The following is a 14,937-nucleotide window of genomic DNA, read 5'->3' as shown; positions in this document are numbered from 1 at the left end:
CTACCGTCCCATCGTTCCGAAGTTGGTAATCTGAATGGAAACATCATAGTCAAAGGCCGCTTCGGAGAAGGTCTCATCCCAATGATGCTTTACTTTCTTCCAATAGTCGGGATATTGAATGCGGACTCTGTCAGAAAAGAATACAGGGTCCGTTTCATATTGATTCTGCAGCTTATCGATGACTTCTTTCACATCGCTTTTCAGTTTTTTTTCGAAAATCTTTTCCAGCCCGTTTAAATAGTGCTGATCGAATGAATCTTCTCCGGCATATTGATCCTCTGACAAAAGTCCTTTTGTTTTTACCGCTACATGAAATGACAGCTTCCCGTTTTTCAGTCTGGGAGTGATGGCGGATGTTGATTTTTTGATCTCGAAGGTAATCGGGTGCCCCCCTTTATCCAAAGCGGGCAGCACGCCGCCCCGTATCGTCCCCATGAGCCAATTCAGGCTCTGTATTTCGTATGGTGACAGAAAGCCCGCCAATCTGTTTTGTTTTGCGTTTTTGATAATGGCCGCTCCGTCATACACCGTTTTTCCTTTTTGATTGCTGACGGCCTGAATGAGAAAACTGCGTTTATTATGGCAGTAAATTGAAGCCCTCCCGATTCGGAGCGGTTGTAAAATCTTCCCGTTGTAGTTTCCGTTGTTCGTAAGGTCGATCAGCTTTTCCGCGGCCATGGGCTGCTGCTGATTCGGCGTCGGCTCCGTCAGAATATCGGACGCTTTGCCTCTTACCGCGAAGAGATAGCTGCTCCGCCTTAATTCATCATCGCGGATAAAATGATTCATCATCTGCAGTATATTTTGGTCGGCCAGCAATTTGTCGCTGAATATCAGCACTTTTAAGTGATCGCTGTAAACAGGCGGATCTTTTAAAGCGACTTCACTGACGGCTTCAAGAATGGTATCCCCCCGCGTCGTCACATTGACAAACACGGGCCGGCCGGAAGCCTGGCTGTTTTCACTTTGGGGCAGCAGGTTTTGATAGGTTAATTTATATCGGCGGTCACTCGTCTCGTCTATCGCCAGTCCCCGGGCGAAAGATAGCTTTTCGACTTCCTTCGCGTCCCAGCATCCTGAAAGCGTCATCAGTATGAAAAGCGCCGCCGCCCATTTTATGAAAAGTGTCATGACGTCTGTTTCCTCCCGGCTATTTTTTTCATCCAGCTGACAAACCAGATGAGAAAAGGAATCATAATGACGGCAAAAAACGTATACCCGAGAATATTCGCGAATGCAAACACGCTGTTGATATCATCGGGGTACATCGAAAGGCCGAATGTCACTGCCAATAAGCTCCCCATCAGCCAGGCATTGTTTTTATTTTTCAGTCTGAAAATGGTGTTTAATCCGATATGCGCCCCTTTAAAAGAGCCGAGCATACAGGTAAACTGCTGGCATGTCCACGTGATTAAAAGAAAGATATCAAACCGCTCAATGAAAATACCCCGGATTTCTAAGGCGTGAATCAGGGAAATGGTCGGATACGTCACCGTTTTGGCTTCAGCGACCGACATACAGCCGATGACGACAAGCAGCGTAACGCTGTAAAATAAGCCTGCGCTGGCGATGCCGAAGACAGCAGCCTTTTTCGCCTGCTTCGGATTTTTCATAAACGGCACCAGATACAGAATCACCTCAAGTCCTGAAAAATACAAAAGGGTCCGCGGAAACATCTCAAAAAAGCTTTTGTAGCCTCCTTCCATGACCGGGCGGACGAAATCCAGCTTAAACAGTCTCAGGCTGAATATAAGCAGCATAATCAGAATGACGATCGTAACCGGGAACAGATAGGCATAAAGCTTTGAAATGGGATAGACCCCGCCGGTCACATGGTAGATGCCGACCGCCAGAAAGATGAATATGACGACACCCATCGGCGTATTTTTCAGTAAAAAGTAATTGATGACTTCACCGAGAAAACGGGCTTGAAAACAGACGGTGACGACAAAATAACAGCTGATGAATAAATTCAGAAGAGAACCGATGGCGCGTCCCATGATGCTTTGATTCAGCTCATATATGGTTTCCCCGCTGTTTTTCTGCAAAAACGGCATAAAGAGCAGGACGATGCCGATAAACACGACACCCTGCACAAGAATAATGATCCATCCGCTCGGACTGTCCGCTGTTGCGGCGGAGCGCGGCAGTGTTAACACGCCCGCTCCGATCATTGTTCCGCTTACCATGAGAAGTGTCTGCATAAACGACAGCTTGTCTTCCGGTTTTTTCATGGGGATCACCTTTGCTTGATTTTATCTTTCGTCTCTTTTCTGGTCGGCCGTTTTTTCAAAAGAGGCGTCGGCAGTCTGACGATCGTATCTTTTAAGTCTTGGCCAGGCTGCGCCATAATCGGAATAAGATAGTCCTGACCGAAGCTTTTCAGACGCATCAGATGGCCGACGACAAGCAGATAGCACATGATCAGTCCGTATAAACCTAATATCGCCGACAAAATCATCGAAAAAATACGGATGAGCCTCAGCGGAAAATTGAACGCATAGGAGGGCGCCGTAAAAGAAGCCAATGCCGTAACGGATACGACAATGACCATCATCGCGCTGACAATATTCGCCTGAACGGCGGCCTGCCCGATCACCACGCCCCCGATCAGGCCGATCGTCTGTCCGATCGGCTTCGGCAGCCTGAGTCCGGCTTCTCTGATCATCTCGATCGTAAAAATCATGATGAACGCTTCAACAAAAGGAGGGAACGGGACATTCAATCTGCTTCCGGCAATCGTAACCGCCATTCTCGTCGGCAAAAGCCCCGTGTGAAACGTAACGAGCGATATGTAAAGGCCGGGTAAATAAATCGTGATTAAAATGCATGTATACCGAAGCAGCCTGAGAAAGGTAACCGGAACCCACCGCTGATTATAATCGTCAGGTGAGTGGATAAATTCATCAATGGTAGCCGGCACCAAAAGGGTAAAAGGCGTTCCGTCTACAAGAATGGAAACCCTTCCTTCCAAAAGAGCGCCCATAACCCGGTCTGGCCGTTCGGTCGTCAAGACGGTCGGGAAAATGGAATACGTGTTATCTTCAATAAGCTGTTCGATTGCTCCTGATTCCGGAATGTCATCAATGGTGATCGAATCCAGCCTTTTCATCACTTCTTTTACAACATCATCAGGGGCAATATCCCGAATGTAGGCAACGGCGATCCGCTTTTTTGTCCGTTCGCCGAGTGTGATCTCTTTGATCTGGAGGTTGGGATCACCGGACTGCTCGCGCAACAGCGCCGTGTTCGTTCGGAGCTTTTCGACAAAACCTATCCTCGGCCCCCGTTCAAGCACTTCTGAAGCCGGTTCTTCAATATCACGCATTTTAAATGTTTCCGTCTCAAACGAAAGGGCTTCCTCCCATCCCTCCGCCAGCAAAACCGATTTGCCGGAGAAAATGTCTGCCTCCGCGTCCTTAAGTGAAGAAAGCCGGGTGTGACGATAGCCGAAAGAGATGGATGACGGCGTTGTTTCAGCCGGTTCCTCTTGATGCCGGGCGGCCTCCTGCACGGGCGAAATAATATATTCCGCAAGCAATTGATTGTCGGTCAGTCCGTCTATATAGATAAGACAGGCGTCACATTTGCCGTTTCCGTACGTAAACGAATAAAACATCATGTCATCGCTTTGGCCGAACCGTTTTTTCAGCGCTTCAAGGTTTTTGCCGAGCTCCGCATGTATCGTCATAATGTTCCCCCCTTTCCATCAGTTATTTTAATTTGCGACAAACAAGGCATTTTATTCTGGAATAGGAAATGACTGAGCATTCCGCCCCATCCGAATGGTATAATGAGCAGGTCAGCCATTTTATACATATTGTTTTTAACCGCGGCTCCCTCCGTGTTTTAAAAAAGACACAGGGGGAATGGGATATGAGCCGCTTTTTAAGGGGAGGGGAACGAACATGACGCAAGAGCCGATTTTTTTACAGCCTGTATGTAAAGAAAAACTATGGGGCGGCACGTTATTACGCGAACGATTCGGATACGACATACCTTCAGAAACAACCGGCGAATGCTGGGCGATATCAGCCCATCCGCACGGAATGAGCACGGTCAAAAGCGGTCCGTATCAAGGGAAAACCTTGATGGAACTGTGGGATCAGCATAGAGAATTATTCGGCGGAACGGAAGGGGACCGGTTTCCGCTGCTGACGAAAATACTGGACGTCAAACATCATCAGTCTGTTAAAGTCCATCCTGACGATTATGACGCCGAGGAGCATGGACAGGGTGAAACGGGGAAGTCTGAGTGCTGGTACATTATCGACTGTAAAGAAAATGCGGAAATCATATACGGTCACACGGCCCGTTCGAAAGCGGAACTTGTCACCATGATTAACAGCGGTGACTGGGAAGGCCTGCTGCGCCGCGTGAAGATCAAACCCGGCGATTTTTATTATGTGCCGAGCGGAACCATCCATGCCATTTGCGCGGGGGCGCTCGTGCTTGAAACACAGCAGAATTCAGAGGCCGCCTACCGGATATATGATTACGGGCGTACAGATCAGAACGGCGAGACGCGTGATCTGCATATCCGCGATGCCGTCAACGCCGCGACCGTTCCTCATGTAGACGGATTTTTAGATGAATCAACTGAAACGAGAAAAGGCGTCACCATCAAAACCTTTGTGCAGGGAGAATATTTTTCTGTATACAAATGGGATATCAGCGGGACGGCGGAAATGACCCAGGACGCTCCGTTTATGCTGTGCAGCGTCACAGAAGGAAGCGGCTCCATCATCTGTGAAGGCAAGTCCGCCGAGCTTAAAAAAGGCGCGCATTTCATACTGCCGGATCAGATGCCTGACTTTACGATAAACGGAGATTGCACGCTCATCGTTTCTCATATATAAAACCAAACTTAATCCCAGCTCTGGGATTAAGTTTTTTTATATATATATTTCACTTTAAAAATTAAAGCACTTTCCGATAAAAATAATAGTGTGATAGATAAATATAGAGAAGGAGGAGAAGTAATGAAAAAAAGTTTGGCTGCCGCAATGTTATTGTCAGCGGTTACTCTTGAATTTTTCACGATAACAGACTCAGTAAAGGCAGCTTATATTGACAATTCCATTTATCAGTTAGAAACAACACAAAAGTTTGCTTCTGAAAGTGAGGCTTCTCAGGCAGTTACAAAATTGAAAAAAGATACCGGATGGAAAGCAGACTATCAAAAGAGCGGAACGTCTAAGAACTATCAAATATCTGCTTCAGGTCTGACAAGCGAAACGAATGCTAAAAGCGTACTAAGCGATTTTACGAAGCAGACAGGCATTAAAGGAACATCAAGTCCGACGGGCAGTAAGCAGCCCTATTATACTGCAGTTTCCGGAACTATTTCAGGTGAACAGCAGGCTAATAACTTGCTTGATAAAATGAAAAAGGAAACAGGATTAACCGGTACTGTTAAACCGAATGGTGTGAAGCAGCCTTATATAAGCATTGTTACATCTGAGCTGACAAGTGAGGCCGGTGCAAAGTCTGCTATTCAAGAGTTAAAGAAGCAGACTGGAGTCAATGCTAATTATCAAAAACTTGAACAGGAACCGGAGATCATTCAAATTCAATCCGGAAAAATTCAAGGAGAGAAAACAGCATCCCAAGTGAAAAGCAGTTTTCAAAAAGATTCTGGGCTGAATGCCACGTTAAACATGACTGATAAAGGCCAGTCTTACTACATTGTTACAACGAATTCTTTGATCAATAAAGCAGATGAGGCGAAAAGTCTTATCAAACAGCTTGAACAAAGCACAGGCGTCAAAAGCAGTTACAAAACCATCAATAATAAAAAAACTATCACATCGTATAATATAGAAACGGGTTATTTTAACGGGCTGAGCATGGTTAAAAATTCGATCAGCCAAATAATAAATAACACAGGAGTTAAAGGGTCCTACCAAAAAGTTGGTGCTACAAGTAATTATGTTGTGAAAATGAAGGATGTCAGCCCGGAAAAACTAAAAAGTCTTCAAGCTTTTTTTAAGAAGAAAAGATGGCATATGACTTATACAGCTGTAAAGAAAACTTCAACCCAAACAACTTATCAAGTGATAACAAATGCTGTAACAAACGCACAGGCGGATAAAGCAGTAAATTTTCTTAGCAGAAAAAAATTAAAATCATCAAAATCAAATTCAGGAAAAACAGCTGCTAATCAATATCAACTGTTATCACAACAGACTGCTGACAAAACAAAAGTAACAAAAGGTTTAAACTCTTTAAAGAAAATCGGTATTAATGCAACTGCCAAATCTATAAAACAACCAAAAGGAATAACTTATAAAATTAAGACAGAAGCCTTGCTGGACACAGCTAAGATTAATCAAGTCAAATCTTTCTTCAAGACAAAAAAATTAACGGCAGTAAGTGAAAAAACCGGTAAATCCGCTTATACGCAATATCAAGTCACTGTTAGTGACTTATTAAATCAAAAAGATATAGATCGTGTGTTAACTTTTTTTAAAACAAATAATGCGAAAGGCAATGCCAAACAAAATGGCAAAAGCACATACACGCAATATAAATTAGTTACAGATCAAATCAGCACATCGTCGGCTTTAAACAAAGGACTGAGTTTCTTTAAGGCAAAGAACTTATCAGCAAGCTACACTACTAAAAACAATCCAATATACAGTATAGTGATTACTGAACAATTTACAGGAAAAAGCAATGCTGATAAGGCTGCAAGCAAAGTGAAGCAGCTTTATGGGTGGGCAGTTTCAAGTGTTGAGGTGAAAAGCGGTCCTCAAATAATGGAAACAAATTATAATATTACGATGAGTGAAATGGTCGCGAAGCAGTTAAAAGCGAACCCGCAGACGGATTCAAGTGCCTACGTATCTCTATCTTATATTAATAGTGCAAATTCTACCGTAACCGCAGATTTTCTTAATGTCAGGTCTACTCCAGAGGTAAAGAGCAATAATATTATAGGAACAGTGACAAAAGGTTATAAGGTTAATATCATTAGTGTAGAGAATAACTGGGCAAAAATTAAAATGGGTTGGCGGAAAGCAAGCGAGGAAGAAGTTTCCTACTATGTAAACCCCGCAAACTTTTCTGTGTCAGATAAAAGTTATTTTCAGTTTTTGAAGTTATCGAAATATGCAGGACTGACAGCATCAGAAGTCAATACAAAGATTTTAAAAGGGAAAGGAATTCTTGAAGGAAAAGGTGAAGCTTTTATTAAGGCAGCTGAATCTAACAGTATTAATGAGCTCTACCTGATTTCTCACGCTTTATTAGAGACCGGAAACGGTACCTCAGAGCTGGCAAACGGTGTGACCTATAATGGGAAAAAGGTATATAACATGTATGGCATAGGTGCATATGACGGAGACGCTGTGAACAAGGGTGCCCAATATGCATATAACCAAGGATGGTTCAGTCCTGAAGCAGCGATTACTGGAGGGGCCAAATTTATCGGACAGAGTTATATACACAATGCCGTATACAACCAAGATACCTTGTATAAAATGAGATGGGAGCCTTCTGTAAGCCACCAATATGCATCTGATATTGGTTGGGCGTATAAGCAGGTAAATAGAATGTACAGTCTCTATAGTCTGTTAGATAACTATCAGCTTTACTATGATATTCCTGTCTATAAATAAACGTGTTAAAGAGCTCGGAGTCATACTTCCGAGCTTTTTTCAATATTAAATTGGACAGATGTCTTTTTGTTTGTACGATTATTTTTAAGCACTATGGAGGCAATATAAATATATAAAACACCTGTTCAATTGTGTGAACAGGTGTTTTTGTATGTTATTTGTTCTTCTGCAAATTGGAGCAGTTTGCTGCTCGAATTCCCATCTGAATACATATTCCATTTGTCCGAGAACCGCTTCATTTCTTCTGCACGAAATGGCTTTTTCGTCATTTCCTCCAGAAGGGCTTCGCTGTCATGACAAGCCTTTCCGGGAATGACGGACGTATAATTGTCGATTAAACCGCGTTTTTGATCATATTCCTCCAGATCATACGTGAAAAAGAAAATCGGTTTATTTAAGAGCGCGAATTCAAAAGGCACGGAAGAGTAATCCGTAATTAAAATATCAGCCGCTTTCAAGAGATCATGAAGACGCATGTCAGACACGTTCTTGATCAGTTCGCTTTCAAACGAAGCCGAAATATGATGCAAAACGGCAGGATGAAGCTTTACAAGCAGCATATACTCTCCGTTTAACGCGTTTGTGAGCTGTTCTTCGGTGAATGGCAGCCGAAAGGACTGCATATCATAATCCCTGAATGTCGGTGCGTACAGGATGATTTTTTTCGGCCATTTGTGCTTCAGTTCGGGCTTGTGTTCTTCATAATAGACGTCAGTCAGGGGGACACCCGTTTTTAACAGCTGGCCGTCCCGTATGCCGAACGACTTTTTAAAAACGTCAGCCATCGCGTCTGAACCGACGGTAACAAAGTCAAACGAGCGGTACACTTTTTTAAAACGGCTGATATCTGATGCCGGACGATTTTGATTCGTCACATCCTCAAGGCCGAACTTTTTCAAAGAGCCGTTCGCATGCCACACCTGAATGCATGTCGTTTGCGGCCGGCAGTTTAAGACGCTTGTCATGAGGAAATAGTTATCCGTTATCACCACTTTGCTTTTAAAAAGGATCAAAACAGCCTTCAAAAGATGCAGCGGATGTTTTTCGTTCAGATAAAAAGAGCCGACACCTTCCAGCTCTTTTTTCAGATTGACGGCGTGTCTCGTATACAAAACCGTCACTTCATAAGAGAGCGATTCAGCGTGCGCTTTGTAAGAACGGATGAGAGCCTGCGCATTCTCTTCAAAAGATACCAGCAGGGTCAGATGGTTCTTGGGCTTTACAGGCTTGAACAAAACGCCGAGAACAGACAGATATATAGAATAGAAAGCGGCGAATAAAGATCGCAAGTTCATAGATTACCAATCTCTTTTGCTGTTTTATTTGTTTAAAGCTGTTTCGTTTGATCTTCTGCCTGCTTGGAATACAGGCTTTTATTTGATTTATTATTTCTCAAAACGGTAAAAGCATACTTCGGAATGTTCAGCATCCTTTTCCATCTCCACGGATTCGTCACCAGTCTGTACAGCCATTCCAGATTCGTTTTGATCATCCATTCAGGGGCGCGTTTCACCGTTCCGCTGAACACATCAAAGCTTCCTCCCAAACCGATCGATACAGCCTGAGGGAAAAGATGTTTGTGTTCATAAATAAATTGTTCCTGATGGGGATATCCTAAGGCGACAAATACGAGATCGGGTTTCGCCCGGGAAATCTGTTTGGCGACGAAGCGTTTATCCGCTTCATAACCGTTGCTGGCTCCGACAACCTCAATATTCGGATACTCTTTGCTGATCCGGTTCAAAACGGCGTCAAGCACGTCTTGTTTAGCTCCGTATAAAAATATTTTTTTAGACTGCCGGTTTGCGAGGCCGAGCAGCGCAAGAAACACATCGAATCCCGCAATTCTTGATTTCAGCGGGTGCTGCATCAAACGTGACATTAACACGACGCCGATACCATCCGGCAGGACGAAATCCGCGGAAGAAATGACTTGATGATAACCTTTGTCTTTCGCCGCAGCGTATCCGATCTCAGGATTGACCGTCGCAATAACGGCTCCTTGCTTCTGTGCGATATAATAAGTGTCTAAATATGAAATAAACTCCTGTAAATTTCCATTAACGTAAGAAAGGTTGTGCACCATTTCAGTCTGCATCTGCCGTCCTCCTTTTTGTACGGGATTTTCTTTCACTTTTTCGTGACTTAGGCTAAGCTTTATTTTAACATAATACCTTCAGATAAACTTAACAATAGTTTTACAAAAATATAAATAAGATAACAATTTCTTTAATCATACGCGCAAAAACCCTGCTAAACTCCTATTGTAATAACATTTGTTAATAAGTGGAATTTAACTTCGTTTTACATTGGCTTAACCTTTTCAGGGCTATGTGATATAATGAGGTTCCATGAGTACGAAATTGGCACTTTAGTGATTAAGGATACAGCTGCGCAGCATTTCAGAGCAGTTGCTTGTTATACGTATGATGATAGAAAGGAGCTTTTGTTTCATGAAGAAGGTCATTACTTACGGAACGTTTGATTTACTGCATTGGGGTCATATTAAACTGCTTGAGCGCGCAAAGCAGCTTGGAGATTACCTTGTTGTTGCCATCTCAACAGACGAGTTCAACCTGCAAAAACAAAAAAAGGCCTACCACAGCTATGAACACAGAAAGCTGATTCTGGAAACGATCCGTTATGTCGACGAAGTCATTCCGGAAAACAGCTGGGATCAAAAAGTACGTGACGTAGCGGATCATAACATCGACGTGTTCGTAATGGGAGACGATTGGGAAGGCAAATTCGATTTCCTTAAAGATCAATGCGAAGTCATCTACCTCCCTAGAACCGAAGGCATTTCCACCACACAGATTAAAAAAGAAATTGCCGGGGTGTAATACGGAATTATTGAATGCATGAACTGTTCAAAGTACTTCTTATTTGCTGATAAGGAGTACTTTTTGATGCTTAAATAGGTTTGTTATAATAATCTGAGGGAATAGTATTATTTTGCAGTGTTTTACTAAATTCCATATGGTGAAAGGGAGAAAAAATTTGTCCAATCAGCCTATTAACGATAATAATGAGCTTCCCGATATGATGTATTATTTTATCTCAGGAGGCCTCCCGGATGATTACGGAGGTCTGACCAAATCACTATTATTGCGTTCTAAACTATTCGGAGAAGAGAGTCAAAAGAATACCGCCTTTCTTACTTTTAAATTTGATTTGGAATTTCGGAGAAAAAAAAACGAACTCTTTGAAAGAAAGAAAACCGACCCTCAATATACACAAGTTATCAACATGTATGATGACTTTTTAAGTAAAAGAACAAAAGGCAAGCGGATTTATTCGGAGAAAATTGAGCTGAATCAAATAAAAAAACATGTCAGCAAGGGGAAAGTAAGCAAAACTATCTCAAAAATGTTCGGAAAATCATCAAACGATTATAATCTTTCCTATTATTCAGGCAGTGATGACGTGCGTTACGTAGATTACCTGAATGATGAAAAACAAGTAATCAAAAGGGAAGAATACAATAAAGAAGGAAAACCCGTCATTGTCTCTCATTTTGATACAAAGACGAATCAAATCTTCCTTCAGGAGTTTATCAACAGCGAAAATGTCGTTTATCTGGAAAAGCACTTCATGTGGGATGACCAAAATGAAGCAGTCAAATTCACACATTTTACTTGGTACTCAGAAGAAAACCCTTTAACATTTAAAGATGAATTTGAGTTGCGCAGGCATTGGATTGATATTCTCCAAAAAGAAAACGATCGGCCTAAACTATTTCTGGTCGACAGCAGACTACAGGATAAACATGTCTTCAGAGTGAAAAAAGCGCCGTCATCTTATTATGCGGCGATTATTCACAATAAACATTATGGTGATAATAAGTTCCAGATCAAAGGACGCTATAAAGAACTTTTCGGCCAAATAAATAACCTTGATGCCGTATTTTTTATCACTGAGGAGCAGATTGCAGATTTCAGTTTGATTTCAGGGGAAAAAGAGACATTCTTTTTTACACCGCATACGATTAATAAACCGCTCGATGAAGAGGTTTTGAAAGTTCCGAGCGAACGAAATAAAGCGGTTATTATCTCTCGGATTGTACCAATGAAAAACCTGACGCATGCCGTTAAAGCGTTCAAACTTGTTGTAAATGAAATCCCGGATGCGAAACTGGAAATATTCGGTTCTGGAGGAGAAACAGAGAAAATCAAAAAGGAAATAAAAGCTCAAAACCTCAAGAATAATGTATTGCTGAAAGGCTACACGAACAACCCTGATTACGAGTTTCAAAAAGCGTGGCTGACAATTTCAACTTCTCACTTTGAAGGCTTCGGTCTGTCCAATATGGAAGCATTGAGCAATGGATGCCCGGTCGTAACTTACGATTACGATTACGGTGCCAGAAGCTTGGTAGAAGATGGAGTAAACGGCTATGTAATTGAACAATATAATATAGAAAAGCTGGCTGAGGCCATTATCTCTTTAATGAGAGATGACAGCACTCACAAACAATTTTCACGTCTAGCCTTTAAAATGGCGGAGAAATACTCTAAACCAAACTATATTAAAAATTGGTCATATGCTCTTTTCAAAATGGTTGAAGTGAGAAAAGAAAAGGAACGGCTTGCTGAAAAAGTCGGTTCTAAAGAACACCCGATCACATCTTTTGAAAAAAATGCCAACGGATTAGCGATCAGCGTTTCAGTGTCTGACCAGAATGATGCATTTGAAAAAGTCCGAATGGTTGGGATTGATCGGAAAAACAAATCTGAAATCATATCCGTATCCGCTGATCAACCGGCTCAGCCATTTTATATAGATCTTGAAAAGGACATCCAAAAAGAAAAAATTGACGCAAATCATACTTCGGTTCTTGACTTTTACATTCAATATATAACAGCTGACCATATCCGTATTCTAAGAAGGGTATCCAGCCGTGAAGTCAATTTCGGCGAAAAAGATCGGTTTATGAATAACGGATATACTTTCGAACCTTATACGACTGTGAAAGGGAATTTCTCTATTAAATTAAACAAAAAGGATCACATCGATTAAGTGAAATCGGTTAAGTGAAGAGCTTTAATTCAGAGGAGCAGAAAATAAGTATGGATGAAAATACCGTGAGCAAATGTATTTTGAAAAGCTTAAAAAATAATGTGGGAGACCTGGCACTCTCTATTTCACTTGAAAGCGAAGAACCGTTAGCTGAGGAAGTGAAATGTTATTTAAAATTAAAAGAACGGCGTTCCGGAGCCGAGGATGTTGTTATTTTAGAGAAAGAGAGCCCGGCTCAATACAGTGCATCAATTAATATTCACTCGTTTCCTGAACCTTTAGAAATGGGACAGACTTATGATTTTTATGTGGTACTGGGGGAACCGGCAGCGGAAGAAGAACAGCCGAAGCAGGTGCGTTTAACCGTGGAAGCTGAAGCGATTGAGCGTGCCTACCACCTTGATCATACGACTGAGCTGTTAATTTTACCTTATACAACCGATAAGGGCAATTTCTCTTTAAAGGTAAAAAGAGAAGCGAAAATTGTGAAGTTTGATGAGATTCAGCTGAAGGCAGAAGAGATTATGATTTCAGGGTATGCAGGATATCTAAGTTCGGAGAATCAGCTTTCAGTTAAAAACCTGCAATTTGTCATTAAAAAAGGGGGAGAAGATCCCGTAGAGAAACATTTCCCTATTAAAATGACGAAAAAAACGGAGAATATTGAACAGCTTCGGGAAGATGCATTCACCCCTGAAATTTTTGATTTCCAAATAAAAATTCCATTAAAAGATATTCCTTATTCTCTGGAAAAACGATTTGTCTACCGTATGTTTATGGAGTTTCATTGTGAAAACGACGAAGCTGAACCTATTGTTCTCAGCAGCACTCCGCTTGTGCTCGGAGACAGAAAAAATAAACTGAAAGGCCTCATAAGCGTTGTGAATAAAGACAGCGGACCGGTCAGGTATGAGGTATATAAAAAGAAGAAAAAGCAGACTGTCTGTATCCGTGTGAACGACTACAGCCTGAAAACAAGGATGAGATACTTCATAAAAGGGAAGAAAAAACGTTTCATTTCCAAAATGAAAAAACTGAAAAAACGCAGAAATTCCCTTATTACGAAAGGTTATAAAGTTGTTTTCAGAATGGCGAGCAAAATGCCTGTTAAAAGCAAGACCATTATTTTTGAAAGCTTTAACGGCAAACAATACAGCTGTAATCCGAGAGCCATTTATGAATACATGCAAATCAATCATCCGGAATATAAAATGTATTGGAGCGTAAATAAACAGTATGCAGCGCCTTTTAAAGAGAAGGGCATTCAATACATTAACAGGCTTTCTATCAAGTGGCTGTTTGCTATGGCGCGGGCAGAATATTGGGTCGTCAACAGCCGTCTGCCTTTATGGATTCCAAAGCCGGAACATACAACCTATCTTCAAACATGGCACGGCACGCCTTTAAAAAGACTTGCAATGGATATGGAAGAAGTTCATATGCCGGGTACTAATACGAAAAAATATAAAAAGAATTTTATTAAAGAGGCATCCAATTGGGATTATTTAATTTCTCCTAATGCCTACTCGTCTGAGATATTTGCGCGCGCCTTCCAATTCGATAAAACTATGATTGAATCAGGTTATCCGAGAAATGATTTTCTTCATAATGATAATAATAATGAGACAATCACAGCGATAAAAAGAAGGTTAAACCTGCCTGAGGATAAGAAAATCATTCTTTATGCGCCGACATGGAGAGATGACCAGTTTTATGCTAAAGGCCGTTATAAATTTGACCTTGATTTAGACCTGCATAAATTAAGGGAAGAGCTCGGAGATGAATATCTCGTTATTCTGAGAATGCATTATCTTGTGGCCGAAAATTTTGACCTCGGTCCGTTTGAAGGGTTTGCTTACGACTTTTCTGCACACGAAGATATTCGGGAATTGTATATGATTTCAGATCTGTTAATTACCGATTACTCTTCTGTATTTTTCGATTTTGCAAATCTGAAACGCCCGATGCTGTTTTTTGTTCCCGATATTGAAACATACCGGGATAAACTCAGAGGGTTTTATTTCGATTTTGAGAAAGATGCTCCTGGTCCGTTAGTGAAAACGACAGAGGAAACGATCGAGGCAATCAAACATATTTCATCACCGGATTATCAGCACCCGGTTTCATTCAAACCTTTTTATGACAAATTCTGTTATCTTGAGTCAGGACATTCTTCTGAGAAAGTCGTGAAAATTGTGTTTGAATCTGAATAATAGAAAAACCCCTTTGTATCAAGGGGTTTTTCTATTATGCTTTACAAACCTTTTAGCAGCATTTGCATGCGGCTTGAAAGTGA

Annotated in this window: 10 protein-coding genes; 5 read left to right on the top strand and 5 right to left on the bottom strand. The window is 41.6% G+C overall.

Going from position 1 to position 14,937, the window contains the following annotated elements; genetic code table 11:
* From K3G25_RS12125 to K3G25_RS12115, 3 genes are read right to left on the bottom strand one after another with little or no spacing between them, the layout of a single operon-like run.
* Window positions 1-1,131, bottom strand: coding sequence for a Ger(x)C family spore germination protein (locus K3G25_RS12125; RefSeq protein WP_021494859.1), 1,131 nt, complete (start codon window positions 1,129-1,131; stop codon window positions 1-3).
* A complete protein-coding gene (locus tag K3G25_RS12120) occupies window positions 1,128-2,234 on the bottom strand; it encodes a GerAB/ArcD/ProY family transporter (RefSeq protein ID WP_014419033.1) in 1,107 nt (368 codons plus the stop codon). The genes K3G25_RS12125 and K3G25_RS12120 overlap by 4 nt, the downstream gene beginning before the upstream one ends.
* Before the next feature lie 5 nt (window positions 2,235-2,239).
* Window positions 2,240-3,691 (bottom strand): spore germination protein GerBA, encoded by a 1,452-nt coding sequence (locus K3G25_RS12115; protein ID WP_029972839.1) that lies wholly within the window; start codon window positions 3,689-3,691, stop codon window positions 2,240-2,242.
* A gap of 217 nt (window positions 3,692-3,908) precedes the next feature.
* Here K3G25_RS12115 and manA point away from each other — a divergent pair, with 217 nt between their 5' ends.
* Together manA and K3G25_RS12105 are read left to right on the top strand one after the other, a co-directional pair.
* A complete protein-coding gene (gene manA, locus K3G25_RS12110) occupies window positions 3,909-4,859 on the top strand; it encodes a mannose-6-phosphate isomerase, class I (RefSeq protein WP_029972838.1) in 951 nt (316 codons plus the stop codon).
* A gap of 123 nt (window positions 4,860-4,982) precedes the next feature.
* Complete coding sequence (locus tag K3G25_RS12105) at window positions 4,983-7,622, top strand: N-acetylglucosaminidase (RefSeq protein ID WP_017418794.1); 2,640 nt, start codon at window positions 4,983-4,985, stop codon at window positions 7,620-7,622.
* A 125-nt stretch (window positions 7,623-7,747) separates the two neighbouring features.
* Here K3G25_RS12105 and K3G25_RS12100 read toward each other — a convergent pair whose 3' ends face one another.
* Together K3G25_RS12100 and K3G25_RS12095 are read right to left on the bottom strand one after the other, a co-directional pair.
* Window positions 7,748-8,917 (bottom strand): CDP-glycerol--glycerophosphate glycerophosphotransferase, encoded by a 1,170-nt coding sequence (locus K3G25_RS12100; protein ID WP_029972836.1) that lies wholly within the window; start codon window positions 8,915-8,917, stop codon window positions 7,748-7,750.
* A 32-nt stretch (window positions 8,918-8,949) separates the two neighbouring features.
* On the bottom strand, window positions 8,950-9,720 hold the full coding sequence (locus tag K3G25_RS12095; protein WP_014419028.1) for a WecB/TagA/CpsF family glycosyltransferase: 771 nt from the start codon (window positions 9,718-9,720) through the stop codon (window positions 8,950-8,952).
* Between the two features lie 355 nt (window positions 9,721-10,075).
* On the opposite strand from K3G25_RS12095, the gene tagD reads away from it, so the two are divergent.
* The 3 genes from tagD (at window position 10,076) to K3G25_RS12080 (ending at window position 14,854) form a co-directional block, all read left to right on the top strand.
* Window positions 10,076-10,465, top strand: coding sequence for a glycerol-3-phosphate cytidylyltransferase (tagD, locus tag K3G25_RS12090; RefSeq protein ID WP_003151361.1), 390 nt, complete (start codon window positions 10,076-10,078; stop codon window positions 10,463-10,465).
* Window positions 10,466-10,622: 157 nt separating this feature from the next.
* The gene (locus tag K3G25_RS12085; protein WP_029972835.1) at window positions 10,623-12,641 is read left to right on the top strand and encodes an alpha-glucosyltransferase N-terminal domain-containing protein; all 2,019 of its coding nucleotides are present in this window, start codon (window positions 10,623-10,625) and stop codon (window positions 12,639-12,641) included.
* A gap of 50 nt (window positions 12,642-12,691) precedes the next feature.
* Window positions 12,692-14,854 carry a teichoic acid poly(glycerol phosphate) polymerase gene (locus K3G25_RS12080; protein WP_021494864.1) on the top strand — a complete coding sequence of 721 codons (2,163 nt, stop codon included), beginning with the start codon at window positions 12,692-12,694 and terminating at the stop codon, window positions 14,852-14,854.
* The last annotated feature ends 83 nt before the right edge of the window (window positions 14,855-14,937 follow it).

Source organism: Bacillus sp. FCW2, assembly GCF_021228595.1.
Taxonomy (GTDB): Bacteria; Bacillota; Bacilli; order Bacillales; family Bacillaceae; genus Bacillus; species Bacillus velezensis.
The sequence above is the reverse complement of the archived record's forward strand: the minus strand, read 5'-3'. Positions and strand labels throughout refer to the sequence as shown.

What these genes read in the sequence shown, in the direction of transcription:
- K3G25_RS12115 (WP_029972839.1), bottom strand. Translation starts at nt 3,691, where the DNA reads ATGACGATACATGCGGAGCTCGGCAAAAACCTTGAAGCGCTGAAAAAA.
- K3G25_RS12105 (WP_017418794.1), top strand. Translation starts at nt 4,983, where the DNA reads ATGAAAAAAAGTTTGGCTGCCGCAATGTTATTGTCAGCGGTTACTCTT.
- tagD (WP_003151361.1), top strand. Translation starts at nt 10,076, where the DNA reads ATGAAGAAGGTCATTACTTACGGAACGTTTGATTTACTGCATTGGGGT.
- K3G25_RS12080 (WP_021494864.1), top strand. Translation starts at nt 12,692, where the DNA reads ATGGATGAAAATACCGTGAGCAAATGTATTTTGAAAAGCTTAAAAAAT.
- K3G25_RS12095 (WP_014419028.1), bottom strand. Translation starts at nt 9,720, where the DNA reads ATGCAGACTGAAATGGTGCACAACCTTTCTTACGTTAATGGAAATTTA.
- K3G25_RS12100 (WP_029972836.1), bottom strand. Translation starts at nt 8,917, where the DNA reads ATGAACTTGCGATCTTTATTCGCCGCTTTCTATTCTATATATCTGTCT.
- manA (WP_029972838.1), top strand. Translation starts at nt 3,909, where the DNA reads ATGACGCAAGAGCCGATTTTTTTACAGCCTGTATGTAAAGAAAAACTA.
- K3G25_RS12120 (WP_014419033.1), bottom strand. Translation starts at nt 2,234, where the DNA reads ATGAAAAAACCGGAAGACAAGCTGTCGTTTATGCAGACACTTCTCATG.
- K3G25_RS12125 (WP_021494859.1), bottom strand. Translation starts at nt 1,131, where the DNA reads ATGACACTTTTCATAAAATGGGCGGCGGCGCTTTTCATACTGATGACG.